20 protein-coding genes are annotated in these 23081 nt (G+C 60.5%); 9 read left to right on the top strand and 11 right to left on the bottom strand.

Going from position 1 to position 23081, the window contains the following annotated elements; translation table 11 throughout:
- Nucleotides 1-2 precede the first annotated feature (2 nt).
- Nucleotides 3-794: a helix-turn-helix transcriptional regulator gene (locus GIV26_RS18545; RefSeq protein ID WP_236281803.1), complete on the bottom strand. Its 792-nt coding sequence runs from the start codon at nucleotides 792-794 to the stop codon at nucleotides 3-5.
- Nucleotides 795-931: 137 nt separating this feature from the next.
- On the opposite strand from GIV26_RS18545, the gene GIV26_RS18540 reads away from it, so the two are divergent.
- The 3 genes from GIV26_RS18540 to gltS all read left to right on the top strand — a co-directional run bounded on the left by GIV26_RS18540 (nucleotide 932) and on the right by gltS (nucleotide 3721).
- Nucleotides 932-2035, top strand: coding sequence for a polyamine ABC transporter substrate-binding protein (locus GIV26_RS18540; RefSeq protein WP_236281801.1), 1104 nt, complete (start codon nucleotides 932-934; stop codon nucleotides 2033-2035).
- Between the two features lie 22 nt (nucleotides 2036-2057).
- A complete protein-coding gene (locus tag GIV26_RS18535; RefSeq protein WP_054898856.1) occupies nucleotides 2058-2345 on the top strand; it encodes a hypothetical protein in 288 nt (95 codons plus the stop codon).
- Nucleotides 2346-2509: 164 nt separating this feature from the next.
- Nucleotides 2510-3721 (top strand): sodium/glutamate symporter, encoded by a 1212-nt coding sequence (gene gltS / locus GIV26_RS18530; RefSeq protein ID WP_034127220.1) that lies wholly within the window; start codon nucleotides 2510-2512, stop codon nucleotides 3719-3721.
- 5 nt (nucleotides 3722-3726) lie between these two features.
- Here the strand turns inward: gltS and pdxR are convergent, their stop codons facing one another.
- Entirely contained in the window at nucleotides 3727-5217 is a 1491-nt protein-coding gene (gene pdxR, locus GIV26_RS18525) for a MocR-like pyridoxine biosynthesis transcription factor PdxR (protein ID WP_236281799.1), read from the bottom strand.
- A 77-nt stretch (nucleotides 5218-5294) separates the two neighbouring features.
- Between pdxR and GIV26_RS18520 the strand changes: the two genes are divergently transcribed.
- Nucleotides 5295-6956: a M24 family metallopeptidase gene (locus GIV26_RS18520; protein ID WP_236281797.1), complete on the top strand. Its 1662-nt coding sequence runs from the start codon at nucleotides 5295-5297 to the stop codon at nucleotides 6954-6956.
- A 182-nt stretch (nucleotides 6957-7138) separates the two neighbouring features.
- Here the strand turns inward: GIV26_RS18520 and GIV26_RS18515 are convergent, their stop codons facing one another.
- From GIV26_RS18515 to GIV26_RS18490, 6 genes are all read right to left on the bottom strand, one after another.
- Nucleotides 7139-8878, bottom strand: a complete 1740-nt coding sequence (locus GIV26_RS18515; protein ID WP_236281795.1) for a dipeptidase — start codon at nucleotides 8876-8878, stop codon at nucleotides 7139-7141.
- 95 nt (nucleotides 8879-8973) lie between these two features.
- Complete coding sequence (locus tag GIV26_RS18510; RefSeq protein WP_236281793.1) at nucleotides 8974-10191, bottom strand: phospholipase D-like domain-containing protein; 1218 nt, start codon at nucleotides 10189-10191, stop codon at nucleotides 8974-8976.
- Nucleotides 10192-10247: 56 nt separating this feature from the next.
- Nucleotides 10248-10895, bottom strand: a complete 648-nt coding sequence (locus tag GIV26_RS18505) for a MotA/TolQ/ExbB proton channel family protein (protein ID WP_057978136.1) — start codon at nucleotides 10893-10895, stop codon at nucleotides 10248-10250.
- A gap of 25 nt (nucleotides 10896-10920) precedes the next feature.
- Nucleotides 10921-13206 carry a TonB-dependent receptor gene (locus GIV26_RS18500; RefSeq protein WP_236281792.1) on the bottom strand — a complete coding sequence of 762 codons (2286 nt, stop codon included), beginning with the start codon at nucleotides 13204-13206 and terminating at the stop codon, nucleotides 10921-10923.
- Between the two features lie 24 nt (nucleotides 13207-13230).
- Nucleotides 13231-13959 carry an energy transducer TonB family protein gene (locus tag GIV26_RS18495; RefSeq protein ID WP_236281790.1) on the bottom strand — a complete coding sequence of 243 codons (729 nt, stop codon included), beginning with the start codon at nucleotides 13957-13959 and terminating at the stop codon, nucleotides 13231-13233.
- A gap of 2 nt (nucleotides 13960-13961) precedes the next feature.
- On the bottom strand, nucleotides 13962-14369 hold the full coding sequence (locus GIV26_RS18490; protein WP_014717774.1) for an ExbD/TolR family protein: 408 nt from the start codon (nucleotides 14367-14369) through the stop codon (nucleotides 13962-13964).
- 190 nt (nucleotides 14370-14559) lie between these two features.
- On the opposite strand from GIV26_RS18490, the gene GIV26_RS18485 reads away from it, so the two are divergent.
- Complete coding sequence (locus tag GIV26_RS18485) at nucleotides 14560-15114, top strand: GNAT family N-acetyltransferase (RefSeq protein ID WP_236281781.1); 555 nt, start codon at nucleotides 14560-14562, stop codon at nucleotides 15112-15114.
- Entirely contained in the window at nucleotides 15111-16682 is a 1572-nt protein-coding gene (locus GIV26_RS18480) for an alkaline phosphatase D family protein (protein ID WP_236281779.1), read from the top strand. The genes GIV26_RS18485 and GIV26_RS18480 overlap by 4 nt, the downstream gene beginning before the upstream one ends.
- A gap of 90 nt (nucleotides 16683-16772) precedes the next feature.
- On the opposite strand, the gene GIV26_RS18475 is transcribed toward GIV26_RS18480, so the two are convergent.
- Entirely contained in the window at nucleotides 16773-17414 is a 642-nt protein-coding gene (locus GIV26_RS18475; protein WP_057978146.1) for a hypothetical protein, read from the bottom strand.
- Between the two features lie 89 nt (nucleotides 17415-17503).
- Here GIV26_RS18475 and GIV26_RS18470 point away from each other — a divergent pair, with 89 nt between their 5' ends.
- Nucleotides 17504-18436 carry a LysR family transcriptional regulator gene (locus GIV26_RS18470; protein ID WP_197865282.1) on the top strand — a complete coding sequence of 311 codons (933 nt, stop codon included), beginning with the start codon at nucleotides 17504-17506 and terminating at the stop codon, nucleotides 18434-18436.
- Between the two features lie 138 nt (nucleotides 18437-18574).
- Here GIV26_RS18470 and GIV26_RS18465 read toward each other — a convergent pair whose 3' ends face one another.
- Together GIV26_RS18465 and GIV26_RS18460 are read right to left on the bottom strand one after the other, a co-directional pair.
- Nucleotides 18575-18982: a PA2817 family protein gene (locus tag GIV26_RS18465; protein WP_003190109.1), complete on the bottom strand. Its 408-nt coding sequence runs from the start codon at nucleotides 18980-18982 to the stop codon at nucleotides 18575-18577.
- A 75-nt stretch (nucleotides 18983-19057) separates the two neighbouring features.
- The gene (locus tag GIV26_RS18460) at nucleotides 19058-21505 is read right to left on the bottom strand and encodes an acyl-CoA dehydrogenase (protein ID WP_057978128.1); all 2448 of its coding nucleotides are present in this window, start codon (nucleotides 21503-21505) and stop codon (nucleotides 19058-19060) included.
- A 190-nt stretch (nucleotides 21506-21695) separates the two neighbouring features.
- Between GIV26_RS18460 and GIV26_RS18455 the strand changes: the two genes are divergently transcribed.
- Both GIV26_RS18455 and GIV26_RS18450 read left to right on the top strand, forming a co-directional pair.
- Nucleotides 21696-22355, top strand: a complete 660-nt coding sequence (locus GIV26_RS18455) for a transglutaminase-like domain-containing protein (protein ID WP_236281777.1) — start codon at nucleotides 21696-21698, stop codon at nucleotides 22353-22355.
- 56 nt (nucleotides 22356-22411) lie between these two features.
- The gene (locus GIV26_RS18450) at nucleotides 22412-23029 is read left to right on the top strand and encodes a glutathione S-transferase family protein (protein WP_032892575.1); all 618 of its coding nucleotides are present in this window, start codon (nucleotides 22412-22414) and stop codon (nucleotides 23027-23029) included.
- Nucleotides 23030-23081: the final 52 nt, after the last annotated feature.

Genomic DNA, 23081 nt, shown 5'->3' with positions numbered 1-23081 from the left:
GTTCAAAGCGTCGAAGGGATCTCTTGCCGTGGCACGAAAAAACGCGCAAACAGTTCGGACTGAGATTTGATATTCAGCTTGCTGTAGATGTTGCGGCGGTGGACCTTGATGGTTTCTGTCGACAGCGACAGCTTGCCGGCGATCTCTTTGTTGGAGAACCCACTGAGGAGTAACTTGAGCACGTCCTTTTCACGTGCCGTTACTTGTGTTTCCAACTGAGTAAGTGCCTCGGCCCATGGGGCCGGCTCGGCGAGGTTTTTCGTCGGGTCAGTTTCAAAAAACATGCGTTGATGCATCAATGCCGTCACCCACGGCTTGATCAGGTCCAATACTGTTATCTGCGCCTGGGTGAATCGCAGGTTGCTGCCAAACGACATGCACAGCGTTGTGCCGGCATCGAGCCGTACATTGTATTGCGCCTCATCGACCGAGATGTATTGCGCGAAATATTGTTGGTAGTACTCGGTTTCCCGGAAGTGTTCCGGCGCAATATCGAGCAGATGGAAGAACCCGCTCTGTGGGTTTTCTCGATCAGCGATATAGAACGGGTCCAGCAGATACAGGCCTTTCACATAGCGGTGAATAAAGGCGTCGATTTCTTCGCTGTCTGCTACTTCGGGCAGGCTGATCACGCGCACCGCGTGGTCGCCAAAAACCAGCACCACCCAATTGTCTATCTGCACATATTCATTCAATACGCGAATCAACGAACTCCAGAACTCCGGGCGATTGAGCTGCATGATCAGTTTTCCAACCGATCGGTGCCAAGCCAGGCTATGAAGGTCAAGCGACATGTTCTACCCCTTTAGGGTTAGGGCTTTGCAGGCCAGAGCTAAGTACTTGTAGGTATTTACTATTCGTTGATGCTCGGTATATTCACCCCGAGCTTACGATAGCCATGAAGGCGTGTCGTGTGGACAGGGATAGTCATATGAGTCGAGCACACTTGCGAGCTATTTTTTTAGCTTCGCTCCTGGGGGCTGCAACCAGCACGCCCGCAGCCGCCGCTGAATCTTCGGTGTATCTGTATAACTGGTTCGGGTTTCTTGAACCGCAGACGCCCAGGCAATTCCAGCAGGAGACCGGCATCAAGCTGCATATGGATGCTTTCGACAGCGCCGAAATCATGCAGAGCAAGGTCATGGCTGGGCGCACCGGCTATGACCTGGTCGTGGCCACCTCCAATGTATTACCCGGCTTGATCAAGGCTGGGGTGCTGCAGCCGCTGGATCGCGCGCAGTTGAGTAACCTTTCGCACATCGACCCTGACATCCTCTCCCTGCTGGCGGTCAATGACCCAGGCAATCGCTACGCCGTGCCCTATGTCTGGGGTACCACTGGCATTGGCTACGACGTGGATAAAGTCAAGGCGGCGCTGGGCGATGACGCCCCGGTGGAAAGTTGGGACCTGATCTTCAAAGAAGAAAACATCAGCAAGCTCAAGTCTTGTGGCGTAGCCATGCTCGACTCTCCCAGCGAAATCATTTCGATCGCCTTGCACTACCTGGGGTTGCCCAGTAACAGTACCGATCCAGAGGATTACCAGAAGGCCCAGGCGCTGTTGTTGAAAATCCGTCCCTATGTGCTCTATTTCGACTCGTCCAGAATCGACGCCGACCTGGCGGACGGCAATATCTGTGCAGTCGTCGGCTGGGCCAATGGTGCGCTGGCCGCTCAGGCAATTAATGAAAAGTCCAACAGCGGCCGCAAGATTGCCTACAGCCTGCCGCGCGAAGGCGCCTTGGTCTGGTCTGAAAACTGGGTGTTGCTCAAGGATGCTCGCCACCCAAAGGCCGCTCTGGCGTTCATCAACTACATGCTGCAGCCGCAGGTGATAGCCAAGACGTCCAACTACATGCTCTATCCCAACGCCAACAAGGATGCCACTGAGTTCGTCGAGCAAAAGTTGCGGGATAACCCATGGATCTATCCCGATAAAAAGACCATGGCCACACTGGTTCCGCTTGAGCCCTTGCCGCTGAAGGCGGAGCGCATTCGCACACGGGTCTGGACCAAGGTCAAAAGCGGTACGTGACGGGGTCGGGGAGGGAGACAGCATGCGCCAGGGTCGTGATCAGCGTTATTTAGAGTCGGACGACTACAAGGCCTACAAAGAGATTGAAGAACAGATCGGCCTCTGTACGCCAGAGCAAGCCTGGGCCATGTATTACGTTTCGACGGGCATGGTGCGTGAAAACATTACCCTGGCCGTGATGGAGCACATTGGCCGGGGCAATCGTGCCCTGTTGCTTGAGTTTCCAGACCTGGTGCGAATCGCAGGGCGTGACGCTGAGCCGGGGGAGATCGCCTCCAACTGGCCTCTGCTGCGAAGGCGTCGTCGGTAAGTCTACTCTGCGTATCTCTGGAGGGGCGAGGTGCAGGCGGTTGTAGGTTATTATTGTGAGGCTTGTAGGGAAAGTCTGTGTTTTTTGTGGGGACGATACCTTTTCGCCCTGTGCTCTCTACTCTGGCCACCCATTCTCCTTGTCCACTTCAGAGAACTGACCGGATGCTTCAACTCGATTTCTATTCAACCCTCGTTGCCGCTTCACTGGTGCTATTGCTGGGGCGCGGGCTTGTGGCTCGCATCGGCTTCTTACGTACCTACAACATTCCGGAACCGGTAGCCGGTGGCCTGTTGGTCGCCATGCTGCTCCTGGCGTTGCGCGCGTTTGCCGATATCGAAGTACGCTTCGATCCTTCATTGCAAACCCCGTTGATGCTGGCGTTCTTTGCCACTATCGGTTTGAACGCCGATTTTGCCAGCCTGAAGAAAGGCGGGCGGATCCTGGCGGTGTTTCTGCTGGTGGTAACGGGCTTGCTGGTGGTGCAAAACGCCATGGGTATCGCGCTGGCCTCGGCGCTCGGGCTTGACCCATTGATGGGCCTGCTTGCGGGCTCGGTGACCTTGTCCGGTGGGCATGGCACCGGTGCGGCTTGGGGCGCGGTGTTCAGTGAGCAGTATGGCGTGGCGTCTGCGTCTGAATTGGCGATTGCCTCGGCGACCTTTGGCCTGGTGCTCGGTGGCCTGATTGGCGGGCCCGTGGCGCGTTTTCTGATCAAGCGGGTCGAGGTGCCAGGTATCGGGCAACCGCAATCGAGCCTGGCCAAGGGGTTCGAGCAACCGAACGAAGAGCGCCTGATCACCGCGTTTTCGTTTATCGAGACCCTGGCGCTGGTGGCGATCAGCCTGCAGGGCGGCAACTTGTTGAATGCCGCCATCCAAGGCACCGCTTTCGAATTGCCGACATTCGTGTGCGTATTGTTCGTCGGTGTGGTGCTGCGCAATGGGCTGTCGATGCTCGGCTGGCATCAGGTGTTCGAACGCGAAGTCTCGGTGCTGGGCAATGTCAGTTTGTCGTTGTTCCTGGCGATGGCGCTGATGTCACTCAAGCTCTGGGACTTGGCGGCACTGGCTTTGCCGATTGTCGTTCTGCTGGCCGCACAGGCATTGCTGATGGCGCTGTTCGCGATTTTCGTGACGTTCCGGGTGATGGGCCGCAACTACGATGCGGCGGTGCTGGCGGCAGGCCATTGCGGCTTCGGGCTAGGCGCCACGCCTACGGCGATTGCCAATATGCAGGCGGTGACGCAGCGCTTCGGGCCTTCGCAGATCGCGTTTCTGGTGGTGCCGATGGTGGGCGCGTTCTTCATCGATATCGCTAACGCGGTGGTGATCAAGTTGTACCTGGCGCTGCCATTTCTAGGGGCCGCAGGGTAAGTTTTTCAGCGCCTGCCCATGGCGTTCATCGCCTGGGCCAGGCGCTGAGTGGCTTGCTGGATTTCGTCCCGGTCGAGGGAGGCAAAGCCCAGGCGCAGCGCGTTTACCGGTTGGTCGTTGGGGGAAAACTGACGACCACTGCGCACCACAACGCCGTGGTCCAGTGCGGTGCTTGCCAACTTATCGACGTCTATTTCTTCCTCGAAACGTACCCATAGCGCCAAACCACCCTCGGGCTCGCGCACTTGTATGCGAGCACCAAACGCCTGATCCAGGCAATCTTGCAATACCGTGCGGCGCGCCCGATATTCTTTCGACACGCGGCGCAAATGCTTCTTCAACTCCCCGTCATTGATCAGGTCTGCCAGCATGGCTTGAGCGACCGCGTCGGTATCGCCCAGCATCAGCGCGGCATTGCGTTGCAGGGCTTCAATCACAGAGGTGGGCGCCACGATATAGCTGCAGCGGAACGTCGAGCCCAGCACTTTGGACAACGAGCCGATGTAGAGCACATGGCGTTGGGCGCGGTCACTGGCCAGCGGCAGGTAAGGGCGGCCACTGAAATGGTATTCGTGGTCGTAGTCCTCTTCGATAATGCAGAAGTCATGCAGCGCGGCCAACGTCAGCAAGTGCTGCCGGCGTGCAGCGTGCAAGCTCACGGTGGTGGGGAATTGGTGATGAGGCGTGAGGTAAATCATGCGCACCTTGTGCTCACGGCATAAGCGCTCGATCTGGTCGGTGCGGCAACCTTCATCATCGATGTCGACCGTGACCAACTTCGCCCCGAGCTTGCGGAAAATTTCCCATGCCGGTGGGTAGCTCAGACGTTCCACCAGGACCACGTCGCCGGGCTTGAGCAGCAGGCTGGCGCTCAGGAACAGGGACATCTGGGTGCCCTGGGTCAGGCAGATATTTTCGGCAGTGACCGTTAGCCCACGGTTGTTGCGCAGCATCTCGGCCAGGGCGCAGCGCAAGTGATAGCCGGTGCCTTCGCTGCCGTAGCGCACGGTATTGGAGGCAAAGCTGTTGCGCAGTGCATGGCGATAGTAACGGTGCAGAACTGCCTGGGGCAGCAGGCGGTGGTCGCTGGTGCCGTTGTCGAAAAACAGCGCATCGCGCCGATGCTGTAGAGCGACCACTTGGGCGTTATGGGTGAAATAGGGTACCAGCGGTTGCTCCAGTAACGGCGGCGCGAATGACGGTTGCGTAACGCTGGGCAGGTGTTTGAGTGTCAGCTTTACATTGACGAAGGTGCCACGGCGCGGCTCGCTGGTCAGCCAGCCCTTGGTCATGGCTTCTTCGTAGGCCAGGATCACCGTCTTGCGGTTGACGTCGAGCAAGTGTGCCATTTCCCGCGTGCCCGGCAGTAACGTCCCGGGCGGCAGGCGGCCTTCGAGGATGGCATTGACCAAGCCTTCGGCGATCTTGCGGTAAGTCGCCTGGCTTGCACCTTCTTCAAGCCGGAGCAGTGGACGCCATTTACGCATCTGGACCATCTGAAGTATCCAAATCTGGAGGTTTTAATGGGCCTAGTCTAGCGCAACAATCAAGCCTTACTTATCCCGAGGTCTTTATGAATAAACGTCATGTCATCGAACTGTCGCCCTCGGGGAAAAGCTTTGAAGCGGGCGATGAACTCTTGCTCGACGCCATGCTCGCCAGTGGCCTGGCCGTGCCGTTCTCCTGCCGCCGTGGCGCCTGCGGTTCGTGCAAGGTGGTGGTCGCCGAAGGTGCGTACCGGGCCAAACGCCTGGCGCCGGGTGCGCCGCAGCCTTCTTATCTTTTGGCAGCCAATGAGATGTTGTTATGCCAGAGCCACGCCTGTGGCGACATGCGCCTGCATATTCCCGGCTGGTCGCTGGATACCCCCGCGCTGGTAGTGGCGGCGCAGGTTCACAGCAAGCGTGCGCTAGGCCCCGATGTGATCGAGTTGGTATTGATGCCCGAAACCCCAGTGGCGGTGCGGGCTGGCCAATACCTCAAGTTCCACCTGGCGGACGGTGACACGCGCTGCTTCTCGATTGCCAACCTGCCCGATGAGGACGATGGGCGCTTGGTCTTCCAGATTCGCCGGGTGAGCGGCGGGTATTTTTCCGAGGGTATCCTGGGGGGTCTCGCCGTGGGTGAGCGTCTGCACGTGGAAGGGCCGTTTGGTGCCTGTACCTGGCAGGACGATGAGGCGGCGCCCGTGGTGCTATTCGCTACGGGTACTGGTTACGCGGGCATCAAGCCTATCTTGCTGACCGCGCTCAAGCGCGATGTCGACGTGACGTTGTATTGGGGCGGCGCGCAATCGGCGGACTTTTATGACAGCGCTTTCCTCGACCACCTGATGCTTGAGCATCCCCGTTTTCGCTGGCATCCCGTGCGGTCCTCCGAGGGCAGGGTTCAGGAGGTTGCAATGAGTCATGGGTATCAGTGGGAACAGGCCCAGGTCTATGCGTGCGGCAACGGTGCAATGCTCGGCCAGGTACGCATCCACTGCCTTGAAGCGGGGTTGCCCAGCCACCGGTTTATCGCGGAGGCGTTTGTCGCCAGTGGTCGGTCAAGTGCTGGAGCAGTCTCCCTATCGTTTGACCCGGTGTGGGAGAAAGTCGGCCCGCGTTATTCCTTGGACGGCATGCTGGCGGCGCGGGAAAAATCCATACGTGCCCTGGCGGCGATTGCCAGCCAGTTGAAAGTCGGCATGACCACCGGCGAGGCCCTTGAGATGGCCGCGAGGCAACTGCAGGCCATGGGCGCTTCGCACACTTGGCATCCGACCTACATTCGTTTTGGCGCCGACACTGTGCGCCCACCGCGCGAGGGTATTGATCGTCAGCGCAGGTTGCGCGCTAATGACATTGCCGTGGTCGATCTTGGCCCGGTGTGGGATGGCTACGAAGGCGACTATGGCGATACGTTTGTGTTTGGCGATGGGCCGTTGCACCAGGCCTGTACGACGGCCTTGCATGAAGTCTTCGATGAAACACGCCAGGCGTGGCTGCGTGGTCTGACCGGGCGTGAGCTCTACGACTTCGCCGAGCACAGCGCTGCGTCAAAGGGCTGGAGGCTGGCGCGCAACCTGGCGGGGCACCGCCTTGCGGATTTTCCCCATGCATTGTTCGAAAGCAAGGAGTTGGCTGACCTGGAGATCCCACCGAGTGAAATGGCCTGGGTATTGGAGATCCAGCTGTGCCATCCCACTGAGCCGGTGGGGGGGTTCTTTGAGGACATGCTGATGTTGCAAGGCTGAAGAGCTGTCATTGTTGCCGAGTCGTGTTTGACGCGATGGCCCTGCAAAGCGAGATCTCACCCACACCGCCGATCCCCTGTGGGAGCTGTCGAGCTTCAGCGAGGCTGCGAAAGCGGTGGTTCAGGCGCTGAAGAGGGTGCCTGTGCCGTTGCCTTCGCCGCCTCGCTTGGGTACCAGATGGGTCAGAGCTTCGGCAACTGCCCGACGCGGCCCATCATTTCAGTGACGATCTGCAGGTCCAGCAGGAACTGGTCGACGGTTTTGAATTCGCTGTCAGTGTGCCCGGTGTACTTCTCTTCCGGGCGGGCCAGGCCGAATTGCACGCCGTTGGGCAGGTCGTGCACCGAGGTTGCGCCGGCGGAGGTGCCGAATTTGTGCGCCATGCCCAGGTTTTCAGTGGCCACTGCCAGCAAGGCTTTTACCCATTCCCCTTCAGGGTTGCGGTACATCGGCGTGTCCAGCGAGTAAGTGAAGCTCACGTTGACCTTGGCGTTCTTGTCCCAGGCGTTCAGCTTCTGCTCGATTTGCGCCTTGAGCGCCTCCGGGGTTTTACCTTTCGGTGCGCGCAGGTTCACGGCCAGTTTGAAGGCTTTGTCATCCTGCCCCACAAACGTCAGCGAGGTGGTCAACGGCCCCATGAAATCATCCGCGTAGCCCACACCCAATTTGCCGCCCAGGTAATCCAGGCCCCAGTTGTCGGCGGCATAGCGCGCGGCATCGGTGATGTGGTTGTGCTGGAGGGCGACCTTGCCGTCGAGGCTGTGGATCAGGTCCAGCATGCGCGCCACCGGGTTGACCCCGGTTTCAGGCTCGGAAGAGTGAGCGGATACGCCGGTAACCGTGAGTTTGACATCCTTGCCCTCGACCTTGGCCGTCACCTGGAAGTCGCCACCGTTGCGCTTGGCATAGTCGGCACCGGCCTGTTGCAGGCTGGCGGCCAGTTCGGCGGGGGTGTCGCTGACCAGCGTGGCCACCGAGGCCGATGGAATCTGGTTGTTCGCCTTGCCGCCGGTCATCGCGATGATTTCTGCGCCTTTGCCTTCGCCCTTGCGCACCGGGAAGGTGGCCATCACGGTACCCGAGCCTTTTTCGGCGATCACCACCGGGTAACCGCCATCCAGCGCCAAGTTGTATTGCGGCACGGGGTTGCGTTCGAAGTAGTAAGGAATGGCATCACCGGCGGTTTCTTCAGTGGTGTCTACCAGCAGTTTGAACGTGCGCGCCAGTGGCAGTTTTTCTTCCTTGATCACTTTCATGGCGTACATCGCCACCACGATGCCGTTCTTGTCATCCTCGGTCCCGCGGCCATACATGCGGTCGCCAATCAGCGTGACCTTGAACGGGTCGAGTTTGGTTCCGTCTTGCAGCACCCAGTTTTCCGGGGTCACGGGCACCACATCGGCATGGGCGTGCACACCCACGACTTCATCACCGCTGCCTTCCAGAGAAATTTCGTATACGCGGTTGTCGACGTTACGGAAGTTCAGGTTGAAGGACTTGGCCAGGGCCTCGATCTTTGCGGCAATCTTGAGGAATTCCGGGTTTTTGTACTGTGGCAGACCGTCTACGTTGAACGTCGGGACTTCCACCAGTTCACGCAAGGTTTCGAGCGCGGCTTTGCCATATTTAACGCGGGTGTAAATGCCCAGCAGGCGATTGATCTCGTTCTGCTGCTCGGCGCTCAGGGGTTTGTTGCCCAGAAACGCGCTGATAGCCGGGCCGGTGTCAGCCGCTTTGCCCAGCTCGCCCTGGGCCAGAGTGCCGAGGAAACTGCGAAAATCGGTAACCGAGGTTTCGTGGAACTGCTTCAGGATTGCCGTGCTCTGGTCCGCGCTGATGTTGGCGAAAGCGGGCGTGGCGACGGCCGAAAGGCTGGCGGCGAACAGGGTGGCAACCGCCAATTGCTTAAGTGGAAAGTGCATGGTTGAAGGCATTCCTTTGCAGGTAGTGAGTAGGAAATTTCTGACGGAAGAGACAGAAACATTTCCACACACTACCATTACTCAGGTGCCCAAGGTCAATGCTGGCCAGGGTGGGGCACGGGGTACTCTTGCGTCACGCTCAAGGCTCTAGCGTAAGGCCCATCCCACAGTTGTTCATGCAACTGGCCTACACGCCTGGCCATCGCCTCACTGCGCATCACCACCTCCAGATTGCGCGAATTATCCAGGTAGCCGCCCAACCAATTGCTGGTGCCGACCCACGCCACTTGCCCGTCGATCTCCATGGTTTTGCTGTGTATCACCCGCGCATAAGGGATAAAGCCTTGCTTGGCTTCGGGCAGGGTGACGATCTTGATCTCAATATTGGGCAGCACCACCAGGCTCTTGAGATAGGGCAGTTCCAGCGGGTCGGTATTCCAGTTGGACACCATCAGTTTGATCGACACGCCACGGGCTGCGGCGGCGCGCACGGCGTTGTCGATCACCGCGTAGTACGGTCGGGTTCGATCCGGTCCGTAGGACAGCGGCGCGTAGTCGAGCAATTGCACGCGCACCTCTTTTTGGGCTTCGCCCAGCAGGCGCGGCAGTTCCAGCTGTGAGTCGCCCACGCCGGGCGGGTTGTAGCGTTGCGGGCTGGCCACCAGGTAGTTGCCGGTACGTGCGGGTGCCGGGCCGCTGGCGGGTAGCGGCACCGGTTGTTTACCCTCCAGCGCTGCCTGGGCTTGCCAGTCTTGCTCGAAGATCGCCTGCACCTGGCCCACCACCGTTTCGTCAGTGATCCGCAGCCCGGTTTCGTGGATATGTTCCAAGGCGCGCCAGTCGAAATTCTGACTGCCGACAAACGCCCGCTTGCCATCCACCAGCAGGTACTTGGCGTGGATGATTCCGCCGCTCAGTTGCCCGTAGGGCAGCACGCGCAAGGTCAGGTTGGGAATGGCGCGCAAGCGTTCCAGGGTGGCGGCATCCGACAGCTTGATGCCTTTTTCTTCGAGCAGGAAACGAATCTTCACGCCGCGTTTGCCGGCGGCTTCCAGGTGTTCAAGCACGCTGTTCATCACCGAGCCAGGGTGGTCCGCGGCGTAGAACTGGCCGATATCAATGTGGCTTTTGGCGCCGTCGAACAGCTCGATCCATACCGGGCCGGGCTGGCGCAAATCGTCGGTGCCCAGGGCGGTGTCCACAGGCACGGTATGCACCAATTCAAAACCTGGAATGGAAAAGTCCGCCTGGGCCAGCGGACTGAGGAGCAAGCCGGTCAGGCCGGCAATACGCAACTTTATCGAAAGGGACATAAGCGTCTCATCGCACCAAAGGTAAAGGCGAGCGCCCAAGGCGCCCGCCCTGCAGGTCAGGCTGTGCGGCTGTGCAGCGGGGTGGGCACGCGATGAGTCACTTCATCCTGTGCGCGGGCGCCGGTGGCGGCGCGGATCAACAGGATCTTCAATTGGTCGTTGATGCGCTCCAGGCTGTCCTGGAAGAAGTTGTGGAACACCACGCAAAACAGCGCGATGGCGATACCTAATCCCGTGGCAAACAAGGCCGTCCCGATACCACCGGAAATCTGCCCTGGGTCCGATACGCCCGCGGTGGCCAGCGCCTTGAAGGTGTCGATGATGCCGAGAATGGTGCCCAGCAGGCCCAGCAGTGGGGCGGCGGTGGTGATGGTCTCGATGATCCACAGGCTGCGGGCCAGTGGGGCGCGGGTCTTCAGGTATTGGGTATCGATTTCGTCGTCCAGGTCCTTGCGCGAACCGTGGGTCGCCTTCTGGGCCAGCACCGGCAAGATCATGTTCAGCGGCAGGCTGTCGCGACGGGTCAGGTTGTCCGGCAGGTCACGCTCGCTGTGCACATTGGCGCCCAGGGCGTCGATCAATGCGCGTGCCTGGCGGCGTACGTAGGCGAAGTAGATACCGCGTTCGATGGCGATGAAGATCGCAATGGCCATCGCCGCGTACATCACATAGAAAGTGACGTCGTGGAGCAGGTTCATATCCATGATGGTGTTCCTCTTGGGGTGAGTCTTAGAAATTCGCTTCCAGCGAAACCGTGACGGTACGGTCCAGGCCGACGATGTACGCGGGGTCGCCATCGCGGAAACCGCTGTAGCTGGCCGCGTTGGTCTTGGTGGTGTACACGCCGTCCAGGTATTTCTTGTCGAACAGGTTGTCGACGTTCAGGCGCAGGGTCGCGTCCTTGACCACTTTCTTGTCCACCGGCAGGTAAATACCGGCGCCGAGGTTGAACACGGTGCGACCGGAAATCGCCTCGTCGTTGGTCAGGTCGCCGTAGAGCTTGCTGGTGTACTTGCCACCGAAGGTGCCGTAGAAGCGCCCATCGTCATACCCGATGTTGGCCGCCAGCATGTTCTTGGGCACGTTGGCGAACTGCTTGCCACTGGTGGGCAGCACGATGGGTTTGCCGGCGTTGTAGACGGTCAGGTCATCCTGCTGCTCGGCCTTGGTGTAGGTGTAGGAGGTGTAGTAATTGAAGTGGTGGGGCAACTGGCCGCTCCACTCCAGCTCCAGGCCTTTGTTGACGACGGAGCCGGCGTTGATGTCGGCAAAGTCACCGTTGATGTCCCGGGACGAAACCTGGCGGTTCTTGAAGTCCATGTAGAACAGGGTGGCGGCCAGGTTCATGTCGTCGCCGCTGTAGCGCCAGCCCAGTTCATGGTTCCAGCTGGTTTCCGGTTCGGCGTCGATCGAGCCGGCGCCTTTGTCGTAGAGCACGTAGTTCTGCGGTACCCGCATGTTGCGCGACAGGCTGTAGAACAACTGGTCACGCTCGTCCAGCTGGTATTTCAGGCCGGCGTTGGGCAGCAGTTTGTTGTAGGTCTGGTTACGTTTTTCCGGGCGTTCGTTGAGGCTGCCGTGGTTGGTGCCTTCACGCTCGACGTTCATGTAGGCCAGGCCTGCGATGAGGGTCCAGTCCGGGTTGATGTACCAGGTGTCCTGGGCCCAGACCTTTTGCGCTGGCGTCACGGTGAAACGGTCGCGACCCTGCACGGTGTTGCCGTTGGCATCGACGATGGCGCTGTTGGAATCTGGCCAGGTATCCACTGGCTTGCCGTTGCTCTTGAGCGGAATGAACGGCTGGGTCTGGCTCTGGCGTGCGCGCTCGTACCAGTAACCGAATTGCAGGCTGTGGTCGCCAAGGTCCCAGGTCAGCTTGGTGGTGATGCCCGGACGCCAGGTTTGCGTGCGTGAAGGGCGGTAGTACACGCCGCTGTTGGGTGTGCCGTCGGCGTTGTATTGGGCGGCCGTGGGCAGGTTGCCGAGGTCGAACACACCGCCCTGGTTGGAGCCACGGTTGAGGGCGTAGCTGGATGAACCGACGCCGCTGCCATTGCCCCAGTAGTAATACGGGATCACCGACAGTGCGAGGTTATCGGCCAGTTTGAACTGGGTGTTGAGCACGGCGGTGAACGTCTGGAACGGGTTCTGCGCCAGGGCGTAATAGCTGTTGTACTTGCCGTTGCTGCCCACGCTGGGTGTTGCCGGATAAGGGTCGTACTTGCGGCCATATTGCTGGAACTGCGCCTTGGTCAACTGGCTGTAACTGTTGTTGTCCTGCTCGTGGTACTTGAGGATCAGGTTGGCGGTGTTGCCATTGCCAGCGTCGAAAAAGCTGTTCCACTCCACCTTGTCCGCGCGTACCGCGCCCGAACCGCGCCACATCTCACCTTCGGTATGGGACACCGACAGCCAGTTGCTCAGACCGTTGATTTCGCCGGTATTGAGGCGGGCAAAAGTCTTGCGCGTGGCATTGCTGCCGACGACCTGTTTGACGAAGGCGCCGGTTTCCTTGGTCGGGCGAATGGTCACGATGCCAATGTTGCCGCCGCTGGAACCAATGTGCGGGCCGTCGGATTCCGAAGCGCCCTGGGTGACGAAGATCTGGTCAATGTTTTCCGGGTCGCCCAGCAGGTTGGAATACAGCGCGTAGTTGCCGGAGTCGTTGATCGGCATGCCGTCCACCGACATGCCCACCTGGTCGGAGTTCATGCCGCGCATGGTGAAGCGAAAGCCCGACAGGCCGGTGTTGTCTTCACTGGAGATGTTCAAGCCTGGGGTGTACTTGAGTTTGTCGATGGCATTGCCGGTGGCCGCCTGTTTATCCAGTGCTTCCTTGGTCACCGTGGAGCGGCCCTTGATGCTTTCCTCCGGCACCATGTAACCGCCCCCGGCGGTCGCCTTGCCTTGTATCCCAATGGTGCCGACATCACTGTCGCTGGTCTCTGCCATGACCAGTCCCTGGCTCATGCTGGTCGCGGCCACAAGTGCCAGATGAATACGGGTGAACTTCATCACTGTCGTCCTGGTGTCGGGTGCTTATTGCACGCTGTAGTTGAAGGTGGCGGTGAAGCGCTGCTCATTTCGCCCCCCGAAGGCTTGCTCGGGGAACGGTTTGACTTGCTTGATGCGACGCAAGCTGTTGGTGGCTGCCCGGTTGAGCAACATGCTCGAGGCCTGGGTTTGTAAACCTGAGTCGAGGACGCGGCCCTGACGGTCTACCAACAGCCACACCACCACCTCGCCGCTCGGGCGTTCGAGGGACGCCTGGCGCCCGGTGGGGTACTGCTTGTAGGTGTCCAGTTCGTTGCGCAAGCCTTTGAGGTAACCGCTTTCCAGGGCCTGGCCATCGACCTTCGGTGGCGCAGGTGGGGCTGGCGTCGGTGCCGCTTGGGTGACGGCGGCCGGGGCTGGCTTGGCGGCCACCGGTGGCGGCGTCGGCACGGGCTTGGCGACCACGGGCGCAGGCTTGGGCACAGGTTTTGGCTTTGGCTTGGGTTCGGGTTTTGGCAGCGGCTTGGGCGGTGGCGGCGGGGGCGCCGGCTCGGCCTCTTCCTCTTCGATCGCCGGCGGTGGCGGTTCTTGCTCCACCACCGGTTCCGGTATGACTTGCGGTTCCGGCTCAACCAAGGCCAATTCGACCGCCGACTCGTCATACACCGGCTCGACCTTCAACGTCTGGGACTGGATACCCAGTGCAATCAGCACCAGGGCGATCAGGGCCGGAACACTGCCCAGCAGCTGACGCGCACGAAACAGAACGTACATGATCAGGACTTACGCGTGGCGATGGACACGGAGGTGAAGCCACCCAGGCGCAGGGTGTCCATCACTTCCACCAGGCGCGAAACTTCCACGCCTTTGTCGCTGTTGACGATGATCGTCGACTTGGTATCGGGCTTTTCGGCCGCCTTCAGCGCCGGCACCAGGGCCTCCACCGTCAGGTCCTTGCCGTCCAGTTGCAACTGGCCTTCCAGGCCCAGGGTGAGGATGAATTTGTTTTGCGGCTTGAGCTGCTGCGAACTGCTGGCGCTGGGCAATTGGGTCTTCATGCCGAGCGCGGGAATCACGTTCAGGCTCACCAGTACGAAAAACACCAGCAGGAACATCATCACGTCGATCATCGGGATCAGCTCGATGTGCGCCTTGCGTTTCTTGGGTTCGTCCCAGGTTCTCATTCCGTTACCCCGTCATTGAATTAGGGGCAAAACGCTAACAGCCAAAAATGACCGATTGGTTAACTTTAATTGACCGTTTAGAGGCTCTAGGACGCGTCTTTCAGAAAACTTACCGGTCAGTTTTCGGGCGTAATGAAACTGACACTCGGGGCATCCATGCTTGAGAAATTTATCTTGAGAGCCGGCCTCCATGCCTACTGCATTGCCTCAATTGACGACCCCGCGACTGTTGTTGCGCGCCCTGCAAATGCACCAGGCGCAGGTGCTTTTCACGCTTGCCAACGGGCCGAAAATTGCCGACAACACGGCGAACATTCCATCGCCCTACACCCTGGAAACCGCCCAGGATTTTATTGCGGGGATCGCTGACAAGTACCGCACCGGTGAGCTGCTGAACCTGGGGATGCATGTGCGCGGCACCGACGAATTGGTCGGCATGGTCAGCCTGCGTATCAATGCTCGGCATCACTATGGGCACTTGGGTGGCTGGGTGGCGGCGCACTGCCGTAACCAGGGGTATGCGGCGGAAGCGGCGAGTGCGGTGATGGACTTCGGGTTCGAGGCGCTAGGGTTGCAGCGCGTGGGCAGCCAGTGTTTCGCGCGCAACAAGGAATCGGCGCGGGTCATGGAAAAGATCGGCCTGCGTTATGAAGGCTGCATGCGCCAGGCGTTTTTAAAGAACGGCGTGTATGAGGACTTGCTCGGGTTTGCCACCGTGCGCGACGACTGGGAGCACTGTTTGTGAGCGGCGAAGTGGACCATGGCCGGCGCCGGGTCCTCGGCGGGCTGGCGGTCGCGAGCGCGTTTTCGATTCTCAGCCCGTTTGCGCGCAGTGCCGGGGTGGATTATCCGTTCACCCTCGGCGTGGCTTCCGGTGACCCGTTGCCAGATGGCTTTGTGATCTGGACGCGCCTGGCGCCGTTGTTCAACGCCGCGGATGGCCGTGGCGGCCTGAGTCGCTCGGTGCCGCTGCGTTGGCGGGTGGCCAGCGATGCGGCGATGACGCGCATTGTGAAGCAGGGCGAAGTACTGGCGACGCCGCGTTTCGCTCACGCAGTGCATGTTGAAGTGGCGGGGCTGGCGGCGGATCGGCCGTATTGGTACCAGTTTGAAGGGCTCGGTGCGCAGAGCCCGGTGGGCCAGTCGCGCACGATGCCGCCGCTGCAGGCCATGGCCTCGGCCCGGCTGGGGTTTGTGTCCTGCTCGCACTGGGAACGTGGCTATTTCAGCGCCTACCGACACCTTGCCGCCGAGCAGCCGGACCTGGTGTTTTTCCTCGGTGATTACATCTACGACAGTTCCTATGCTGCGGAGTCGGGCAAGGTGTTTCGTTCGCACGGCAGCGGCAATGCGCAAAGCCTGAGTGATTACCGCAACCGCTACGCACTGTACAAGACTGATCCAGACCTGCAGGCCCTGCACGCCGCTGCCCCCAGCGTCGTGACCTGGGACGACCACGAAGTACAGAATGACTACGCCAACCGCTGGTCCCAGGACCCGAAGGTGGCGGTGGCGCAGTTTCTCAAGCAACGGGCCGCGGCGTACCAGGCGTTTTATGAACACATGCCCCTGCGTGCCAGCAGCGTGCCGAAGGGGTCGGACATGCGCATCTACCGGCGCCTGGACTATGGGCGGCTCGCGCGTTTTCATGTGCTCGACGGTCGCCAGTACCGTTCCGAGCAACCCTGCATCGCGGCCAATGGCAGCCACCAAGGGCATATTGTCACCACCCCTTGCAGCGACCTGCGTGACCCTGGCCGCACGTTGCTCGGCTGGCAACAAGAGTCTTGGCTGGACCAGGGGTTTGCCCAGTCCAGTGCGCAGTGGAATGTCATCGCCCAGGATTTGCTGGTGGCGCCGCTGATGCAGCGTGACTTGACCAACCATAAGCTTGGCCGCTGGACCGATGGCTGGGATGGCTACATGGCGAACCGCTCACGGATGCTGGCGTCGATCGTGCGCAATCGCGTGAAGAACCCGGTGTTCTGGGGAGGGGATATACATTCGTTCTGGGCCACCGACCTGCATCTCGACGCCGACAGGCCAGACTCGGCGGTGGTCGCCACCGAGTTCGTCGGCTCGTCGGTCACCTCAGATGGCCCTCCCTACGACGCGTTCATGAAGATCATGCCGCTCAACCCGCATGTGAAGTTTTTCGACAGTCGCCAGCGTGGGTATGTGTCGGTGGAGTTGGCGGCCAACACCATGTTGACGAATTTTCGTGCGATCAGCGACCCGCGTGACCCGGCGGCGACGGTGTCGACGTTGAAGTCGTTCATCAATGAATCGGACCAGCCGAGCGTGGCCCTGTAGGAGCGAGCTTGCTCGCGAAAAACCAAAGGGCGCCGATGAGAATCAGGTATCCCGCGTTATCGTTAACGGTCTTCGCGAGCAAGCTCGCTCCTACAGTGTCAGGGTATCAGCGAGGCTGTAGCGCACCGAGAGCGCGCCTTTTTTCTCCGACAACGCCAGGATCGTTACCTGGCCCAGTTCGCTCAACGCTTGAACATGCGTACCGCCACAGGCGTACGCCGGTAATTCGCCGAAGCCGACTTCGCGGGTGCCGTCTTCCAGCGTCATATGGCGGGAATAGTCGGCGGCGATCCATGTGTTGACCCACTGCTGGAGCGCCTGCGCATCCATGTCTTGCGCGGTCTCGCCACGGATAAAAGTGATCTTGCCTTCGCCGGGCCAATGGTGGGCCTTGATCGGCATCCAGCCCAGGCGTTCGCCGGCATTGCCAATCAAGTGCCCCGCCGAATGCAGACGCGTATGCAAGGCGCGCCGCTGTGCGTCGACTCGTGCAACGACGAGGCCGGGCTCCAGAGGTCGGTCGACGTAGTGCACCACCTGTTCGCCTTCCTGCATGACTCGCAGCACCTGGCTGTCGCCGAGCCAGCCGGTGTCGGACGGCTGGCCTCCGCCTTGGGGATGGAAAATGGTCGACTGCACAATCACGGCGAATTGCTCTTCGTACGGGGTGCAACTGAGCACTTCCAGCTCGGCCGTCAGGTGGTCGTGGGTAAAAAACAGGCGCTCGGTCATCATCTACATCCGCATCAGGGTTCTGTGGGCAGTATAAATAGTGCGCAGATGGGTGATAATCCGCTCAATTATCAATGGATCTGTGCGTCATGAGCATCAATCTTCCTTTGCCGCTATTGGGTGAAATGGCGATTTTCGTCAAGGTCGTGGAAACCGGCAGCTTCTCCGAAGCGGCGCGGCAACTCAGCGTCTCCCCTTCGGCGGTGAGCCGCAGTATTTCGCGCCTGGAGCAAGCCCTGGCCACGCGCCTGCTGCAACGCACCACGCGCAAGCTGCGCTTGAGCGAGGGCGGCGAGGAGGTATTCAAGCGTTGCCAGGAGATGGTCAACGCGGCGCGCTCGGTGATGGAAATCAGTGGGCAATTTACCCATGAAGCCGAGGGCCTGGTGCGGGTCAGTGTACCCAAGGCGGTGGGGCGATTCGTGGTGCACCCGCATATGCCGGAATTTTTGCGGCGCTATCCCAAGGTGGATGTGCAATTGATCCTGGAAGATAGGCATGTGGATTTGATCGACGACAACGTCGACTTGAGCATCCGCATCACCGACAGCCCACCGCCAGGTTTGGTCGGGCGCCAGCTGTTGCCCATCGAACATTTGCTGTGCGCGACGCCACAGTACTTGGCCGAGCACGGTACACCGAGCCATCCCCATGATCTGCTCGGGCACAGTTGCATCTATCTGGGTGAGACACCGGGAGATTCACGCTGGAAATTTCGCCAGGCTGGCAAGGCGGTAACGGTCGGCGTACGCGGCCGGTATGCGGCGAACCACACCGGGGTGCGACTGGAGGCGGCGTTGCAGCATGTCGGGATTGCCAGCTTGCCGTATTTCACCGCACGGCATGCGTTGGAAGCGGGGGAGTTGGTGCAGGTGTTGCCAGGGTGGGATTTTATTGCGTCGTACCATGGCGAGGCGTGGTTGCTGCATTCGCCCACACGTTACCTGCCGCCGAAGTTGCGGGTGTTTATCGATTATCTGGTGGAGTGCATGGCCAGGGAGCCCACGCTGCGGCGACGGTAGGAGTGCGGTTGCTCGTTCCCACGCTCTGCGTGGGAATGCCACCTGGACGCTCCGCGTCCTGCCTTTATGCCTGTGCACGGGTGACGCAGAGCGTCACAGGATAGGTTCCCACGCAGAGCGTAGGAACGAGCATAGTTGTCAGTGCTTGCTCTGGTCCTGAGGCATGGCCAGCAGCTGTTTTTCCTGGTTCCAGTCGAACGGTTCGTCGTTCTGTTCGGCTTCATAGCGACGTTCTTCCAGGGCCTGGTACAGGTCCAGTTCTTCGTCGGGCATGAAGTGCAGGCAGTCGCCGCCAAAGAACCACAGCAGGTCACGGGGCACCAGGTGGGCGATTTGCGGGTAGCGCAGGATGACCTGGCTCATCAGGTCCTGGCCCAGGTACTGGCTTTCGATCGGGTCGATTGGCAACAGGGCGCGCAGTTCGTCGAAACGCTCCAGGAACAGCGAGTGGCTTTCCTCGGGTACCTGTTCGGCTTCGCCGACGGCAACCAGGATGCTGCGCAAGTGGTCGAGCAAGACAAGATGATCGGCAACGACGTTAGACACGAGATAAGGCCTCTAAAGCAAAAACGGGCGCGAGAGTATAAGCCTCTCGCGCCCGTTTTTATATGACCGCTCGACTCAGCGGACTTTACCTTCTGCCTGCATCAGCTCTTCCTTGCTGAAATCATCCACGTCGATCACCTTGCGTCGCGCAGCCTCGGCATCGCGCAAGGTTTGCGCCTCGGCCGGTTGCAGCACGCCGGCCTGCAGGGCTGCATCGATGGCATGCTCGCCGGCAGCCGGCTTGACCTGGCCGCTTTTGAGCGCGCTGTGGAGTTTTTTCTGCAAGGGGTGGCTGGCACCGAGCAGGTCGTAGGCATGTTGCAGGGCGCCCACGGGATCTTCTGCTGATTGCGGACGATAACAGCCGGCCAGCAATTCTTCCAGGGTCGGGTCGCCCTTGGCGCGGCCGATCACGGCTGCCACTTCGGCATCCAGAGCGTCGGACGGCCCGGTATGACGACGCCCGAACGGGAACACGATCACCCGCAACAGGCAGCCCAGCACCTTGTTCGGGAAGTTGCTCAGCAGCTCATCCAATGCGCGTTCCGATTCGCCCAGGCTTTCTTCCATGGCCCAGGCAAACAGCGGCTCCAGATGGTCCGGCGAGTCCAGGTCGTGATAACGCTTGAGCGCCGCCGACGCCAGGTACATGTGGCTGAGCACATCACCCAGGCGAGCGGACAAGCGTTCGCGGCGCTTGAGCTCGCCACCCAGCAACATCATGCTCAGGTCGGCCAGCAGGGCAAACGCAGCCGCCTGGCGGTTCAGGGCACGGAAGTAGCCCTGGCTCAAACGGTTGCCCGGGGCTTTTTCGAAGTGCCCGAAGCCCAGGTTCAGCACCAGGGTGCTGGCGGCGTTGCTGACGGCGAAGCCGATGTGTTGCATCAGCAGGCCGTCGAATTCCTTCAACGCCTGGTCATGGTCTTCGCGGCCGGCCAGGGCCATTTCCTTGAGCACGAAGGGGTGGCAGCGAATCGCGCCCTGGCCGAAGATCATCAGGTTACGCGAAAGGATATTCGCGCCTTCCACGGTGATGAAGATCGGTGCGCCCTGCCAGTTGCGGCCCAGGTAGTTGTTGGGGCCCATGATGATGCCCTTGCCGCCGTGCACGTCCATGGCGTGGCTGATGCACTCACGGCCGCGTTCGGTCAGGTGATACTTGAGGATCGCCGACAACACCGACGGCTTCTCGCCCAGGTCCACGGCGTTGGCGGTGAGCATGCGCGCGCTGTCCATCAGCCAGGCGTTGCCACCGATGCGTGCCAGGGCTTCCTGGATGCCTTCGAAGGCCGACAGCGGTACGTTGAACTGTTCGCGCACCTGGGCGTATTGGCCGGTCACCAGGCTGGTGAACTTGGCGGCGCCGGTGCCGACGGCGGGCAGCGAGATCGAACGGCCGACCGACAGGCAGTTCATCAGCATCATCCAGCCCTTGCCGAGCATTTCCTGGCCACCAATCAGGTATTCCAGGGGGATGAACACATCCTTGCCGGAGTTGGGGCCGTTCATGAAAGCGGCGCCAAGCGGCAGGTGACGACGGCCGATTTCCACGCCAGGGGTGTCGGTAGGAATCAACGCGAGGCTGATGCCCAGGTCTTCTTCTTCACCCAACAGGTGGTCCGGGTCATGAGCCTTGAAGGCCAGACCGAGCAGGGTCGCGACCGGGCCGAGGGTGATGTAGCGCTTTTCCCAGTTCAGGCGCAGGCCGAGGGTTTCCTTGCCTTCCCATTCGCCTTTGCAGATCACGCCGGTGTCGGGCATGGCGCCCGCATCGGAGCCGGCCAGCGGGCCGGTGAGGGCGAAGCACGGGATGTCGTCGCCACGGGCCAGGCGCGGCAGGTAATGATTGCGCTGTTCCTCGGTGCCGTAGTGCAGCAGCAGTTCGGCGGGGCCGAGTGAGTTGGGGACCATCACGGTGGAGGCCAGGTCACCACTGCGGGTCGCGAGTTTCATGGCGACCTGGGAGTGGGCATAGGCGGAGAAGCCCTTGCCACCGTACTCCTTGGGAATGATCAGGGCGAAGAAGCCATGGGTCTTGATGTGTTCCCAGGCTTGCGGCGGCAGGTCCATGGCCTGGCCGATTTCCCAGTCGCTGACCATGGCGCAGAGTTCTTCGGTGGGGCCGTCGATGAACGCCTGCTCTTCCTCGGTCAATTGCGCCTTGGGGTAGGCCAGCAATTTGTCCCAGTCCGGGCGGCCACTGAACAGCTCGCCGTCCCACCACACGGTACCGGCATCAATCGCATCGCGCTCGGTCTCGGACATCGGCGGCAGCACTTTCTGGAACCAGCTGAACAGCGGCTTGGTGAAGTATTGGCGGCGCAGGTCAGGCAGCAACAAAGGCGCGGCCACCACGGCCAGGAGTACCCAGAAGATCAGCAGCAGCCAACCCGGTGCGTGGCTCCAGGCGCCCATCGCCAGCAGGTAGACGGCGACCACGCCCAGGGCGGGCAGGGGGGCAGTACGGCGGTGTGCCAGGTAGGCAATGCCCACCACCAGCACCAGTATCCACAACAACAGCATATTCAATCCTCCGTGAACCAGGGGCGAAACCACCAGGGAGCTTAGTCGGCATCCGAACAAGCCGGGTGATCAGGGTGTAACAAGGTGTACTGGGCAACCCATCAGCCGGCGCCGGCATTTGGCCGAATCGTCGTTATCTCTCTGGCAGGCCTGGTGGTTAAACTCCAGGCTCCCCTCGGAGATCAAGCTCATGAATACGTACTTGAGTCCCAGCCGCTTCATCGATAGTGACCACCCTGTGGTGGTGGAGTTCGCCGAGAAACATCGCGGAACCCGCCCGGATTTAAGTGACCAGGCAGTCAGTCTTTATTACGCGGTGCGTGAGGCCATTCGCTACAACCCCTATACCTTCAGCCGTGACCCCAACACCTTGAGCGCCAGCTTCGCCCTGGCGGCCGGCGAAAGCTACTGTGTGCCCAAAGCTACGTTACTCGCCGCTTGCGCGCGCCACTGCGGCATTCCCGCACGCATTGGCCTGGCGGACGTGCGCAACCACCTGTCCACACCGCGACTGCTCGCTCTGCTCAAAAGTGACGTGTTCGCCATGCACGGTTATACCGAGCTTTACCTGAACGGCCGCTGGGTCAAGGCCACTCCGGCGTTCAACCAGCAACTGTGCGAAGTGTTCGACGTGCCGCCGTTGGAATTCGATGGGCTGCACGACAGCGTGTTCCACGCGTTCAATCGCCAGGGCCAGCGTTCTATGGAGTACGTGGTGGACCACGGGCAATTTGCTGACGTGCCCGAAGCATTTTTCTTCGGGCATATCCGCCAGTGCTACCCGCACCTGTTTGGCGACGATGCGCCCACCTTGCTCGGCGATATGCGGGGCGATTTAAGCCGCGGCTGAACCGGCGTATGCTGCTGCGTTCATCAAGCCATGTTCATCAACGATAAGGCGCGGTCATGCTGAAGATCTGGGGTCGTAAAAATTCATCAAACGTCAGGAAAGCACTGTGGTGCGCCGAGGAACTCGGCCTGGACTATGAAGCAATTGATGCGGGCGGGGCTTTTGGTGTGGTCGATACCCCGCAATACCGGGCCATGAACCCCAATGGCCGGGTGCCGGTGATCGAAGATGGCGACTTTGTGCTGTGGGAATCCAACACCATCGTGCGCTACCTGTGCGCCAAGCAGGCATCGGACTTTTACCCCAGCGACCTGCAAGCCCGGGCCAACGCCGAAAAGTGGATGGACTGGACCACTTCCACGCTCGCCGATCCGTTCAAAGCGGTGTTCTGGGGCATCGTGCGCACCCCGGCTGACCAGCAAAACTGGGACAGCATCAATGCCGGGCGCCAAGCCTGTATCGACGCGCTCAAAACCGTCGAACAAGCCCTCGCCGAGCAACCCTACCTGTCCGGCCAGGCGTTCGGCATGGGCGATATTCCCTTGGGCTGCTTCATCTACGCCTGGTTCGAGATGCCCATCGAACGCCCTGCCATGCCCCATCTGGAGGCCTGGTACCAGCGCTTGCAACAGCGCCCGGCCTACCGCAAGGCGGTGATGACCGCGTTGACTTAATACACACTATTAATACGGGTGACTGTACTTGTGCGGCATGGGCACGCACCAT

This window comes from Pseudomonas sp. PA-1-3F (assembly GCF_021609665.1).
GTDB lineage: Bacteria > Pseudomonadota > Gammaproteobacteria > Pseudomonadales > Pseudomonadaceae > Aquipseudomonas > Aquipseudomonas paracarnis.
The sequence above is the reverse complement of the archived record's forward strand: the minus strand, read 5'-3'. Positions and strand labels throughout refer to the sequence as shown.

Bases quoted from the DNA above. Each gene is read 5' to 3' on its own strand.
- GIV26_RS18545 (WP_236281803.1), bottom strand. From the start codon at position 794: ATGTCGCTTGACCTTCATAGCCTGGCTTGGCACCGATCGGTTGGAAAA.
- GIV26_RS18540 (WP_236281801.1), top strand. From the start codon at position 932: ATGAGTCGAGCACACTTGCGAGCTATTTTTTTAGCTTCGCTCCTGGGG.
- GIV26_RS18535 (WP_054898856.1), top strand. From the start codon at position 2,058: ATGCGCCAGGGTCGTGATCAGCGTTATTTAGAGTCGGACGACTACAAG.
- gltS (WP_034127220.1), top strand. From the start codon at position 2,510: ATGCTTCAACTCGATTTCTATTCAACCCTCGTTGCCGCTTCACTGGTG.
- pdxR (WP_236281799.1), bottom strand. From the start codon at position 5,217: ATGGTCCAGATGCGTAAATGGCGTCCACTGCTCCGGCTTGAAGAAGGT.
- GIV26_RS18520 (WP_236281797.1), top strand. From the start codon at position 5,295: ATGAATAAACGTCATGTCATCGAACTGTCGCCCTCGGGGAAAAGCTTT.
- GIV26_RS18515 (WP_236281795.1), bottom strand. From the start codon at position 8,878: ATGCACTTTCCACTTAAGCAATTGGCGGTTGCCACCCTGTTCGCCGCC.
- GIV26_RS18510 (WP_236281793.1), bottom strand. From the start codon at position 10,191: ATGTCCCTTTCGATAAAGTTGCGTATTGCCGGCCTGACCGGCTTGCTC.
- GIV26_RS18505 (WP_057978136.1), bottom strand. From the start codon at position 10,895: ATGGATATGAACCTGCTCCACGACGTCACTTTCTATGTGATGTACGCG.
- GIV26_RS18500 (WP_236281792.1), bottom strand. From the start codon at position 13,206: ATGAAGTTCACCCGTATTCATCTGGCACTTGTGGCCGCGACCAGCATG.
- GIV26_RS18495 (WP_236281790.1), bottom strand. From the start codon at position 13,959: ATGTACGTTCTGTTTCGTGCGCGTCAGCTGCTGGGCAGTGTTCCGGCC.
- GIV26_RS18490 (WP_014717774.1), bottom strand. From the start codon at position 14,369: ATGAGAACCTGGGACGAACCCAAGAAACGCAAGGCGCACATCGAGCTG.
- GIV26_RS18485 (WP_236281781.1), top strand. From the start codon at position 14,560: ATGCCTACTGCATTGCCTCAATTGACGACCCCGCGACTGTTGTTGCGC.
- GIV26_RS18475 (WP_057978146.1), bottom strand. From the start codon at position 17,414: ATGACCGAGCGCCTGTTTTTTACCCACGACCACCTGACGGCCGAGCTG.
- GIV26_RS18470 (WP_197865282.1), top strand. From the start codon at position 17,504: ATGAGCATCAATCTTCCTTTGCCGCTATTGGGTGAAATGGCGATTTTC.
- GIV26_RS18460 (WP_057978128.1), bottom strand. From the start codon at position 21,505: ATGCTGTTGTTGTGGATACTGGTGCTGGTGGTGGGCATTGCCTACCTG.
- GIV26_RS18455 (WP_236281777.1), top strand. From the start codon at position 21,696: ATGAATACGTACTTGAGTCCCAGCCGCTTCATCGATAGTGACCACCCT.
- GIV26_RS18450 (WP_032892575.1), top strand. From the start codon at position 22,412: ATGCTGAAGATCTGGGGTCGTAAAAATTCATCAAACGTCAGGAAAGCA.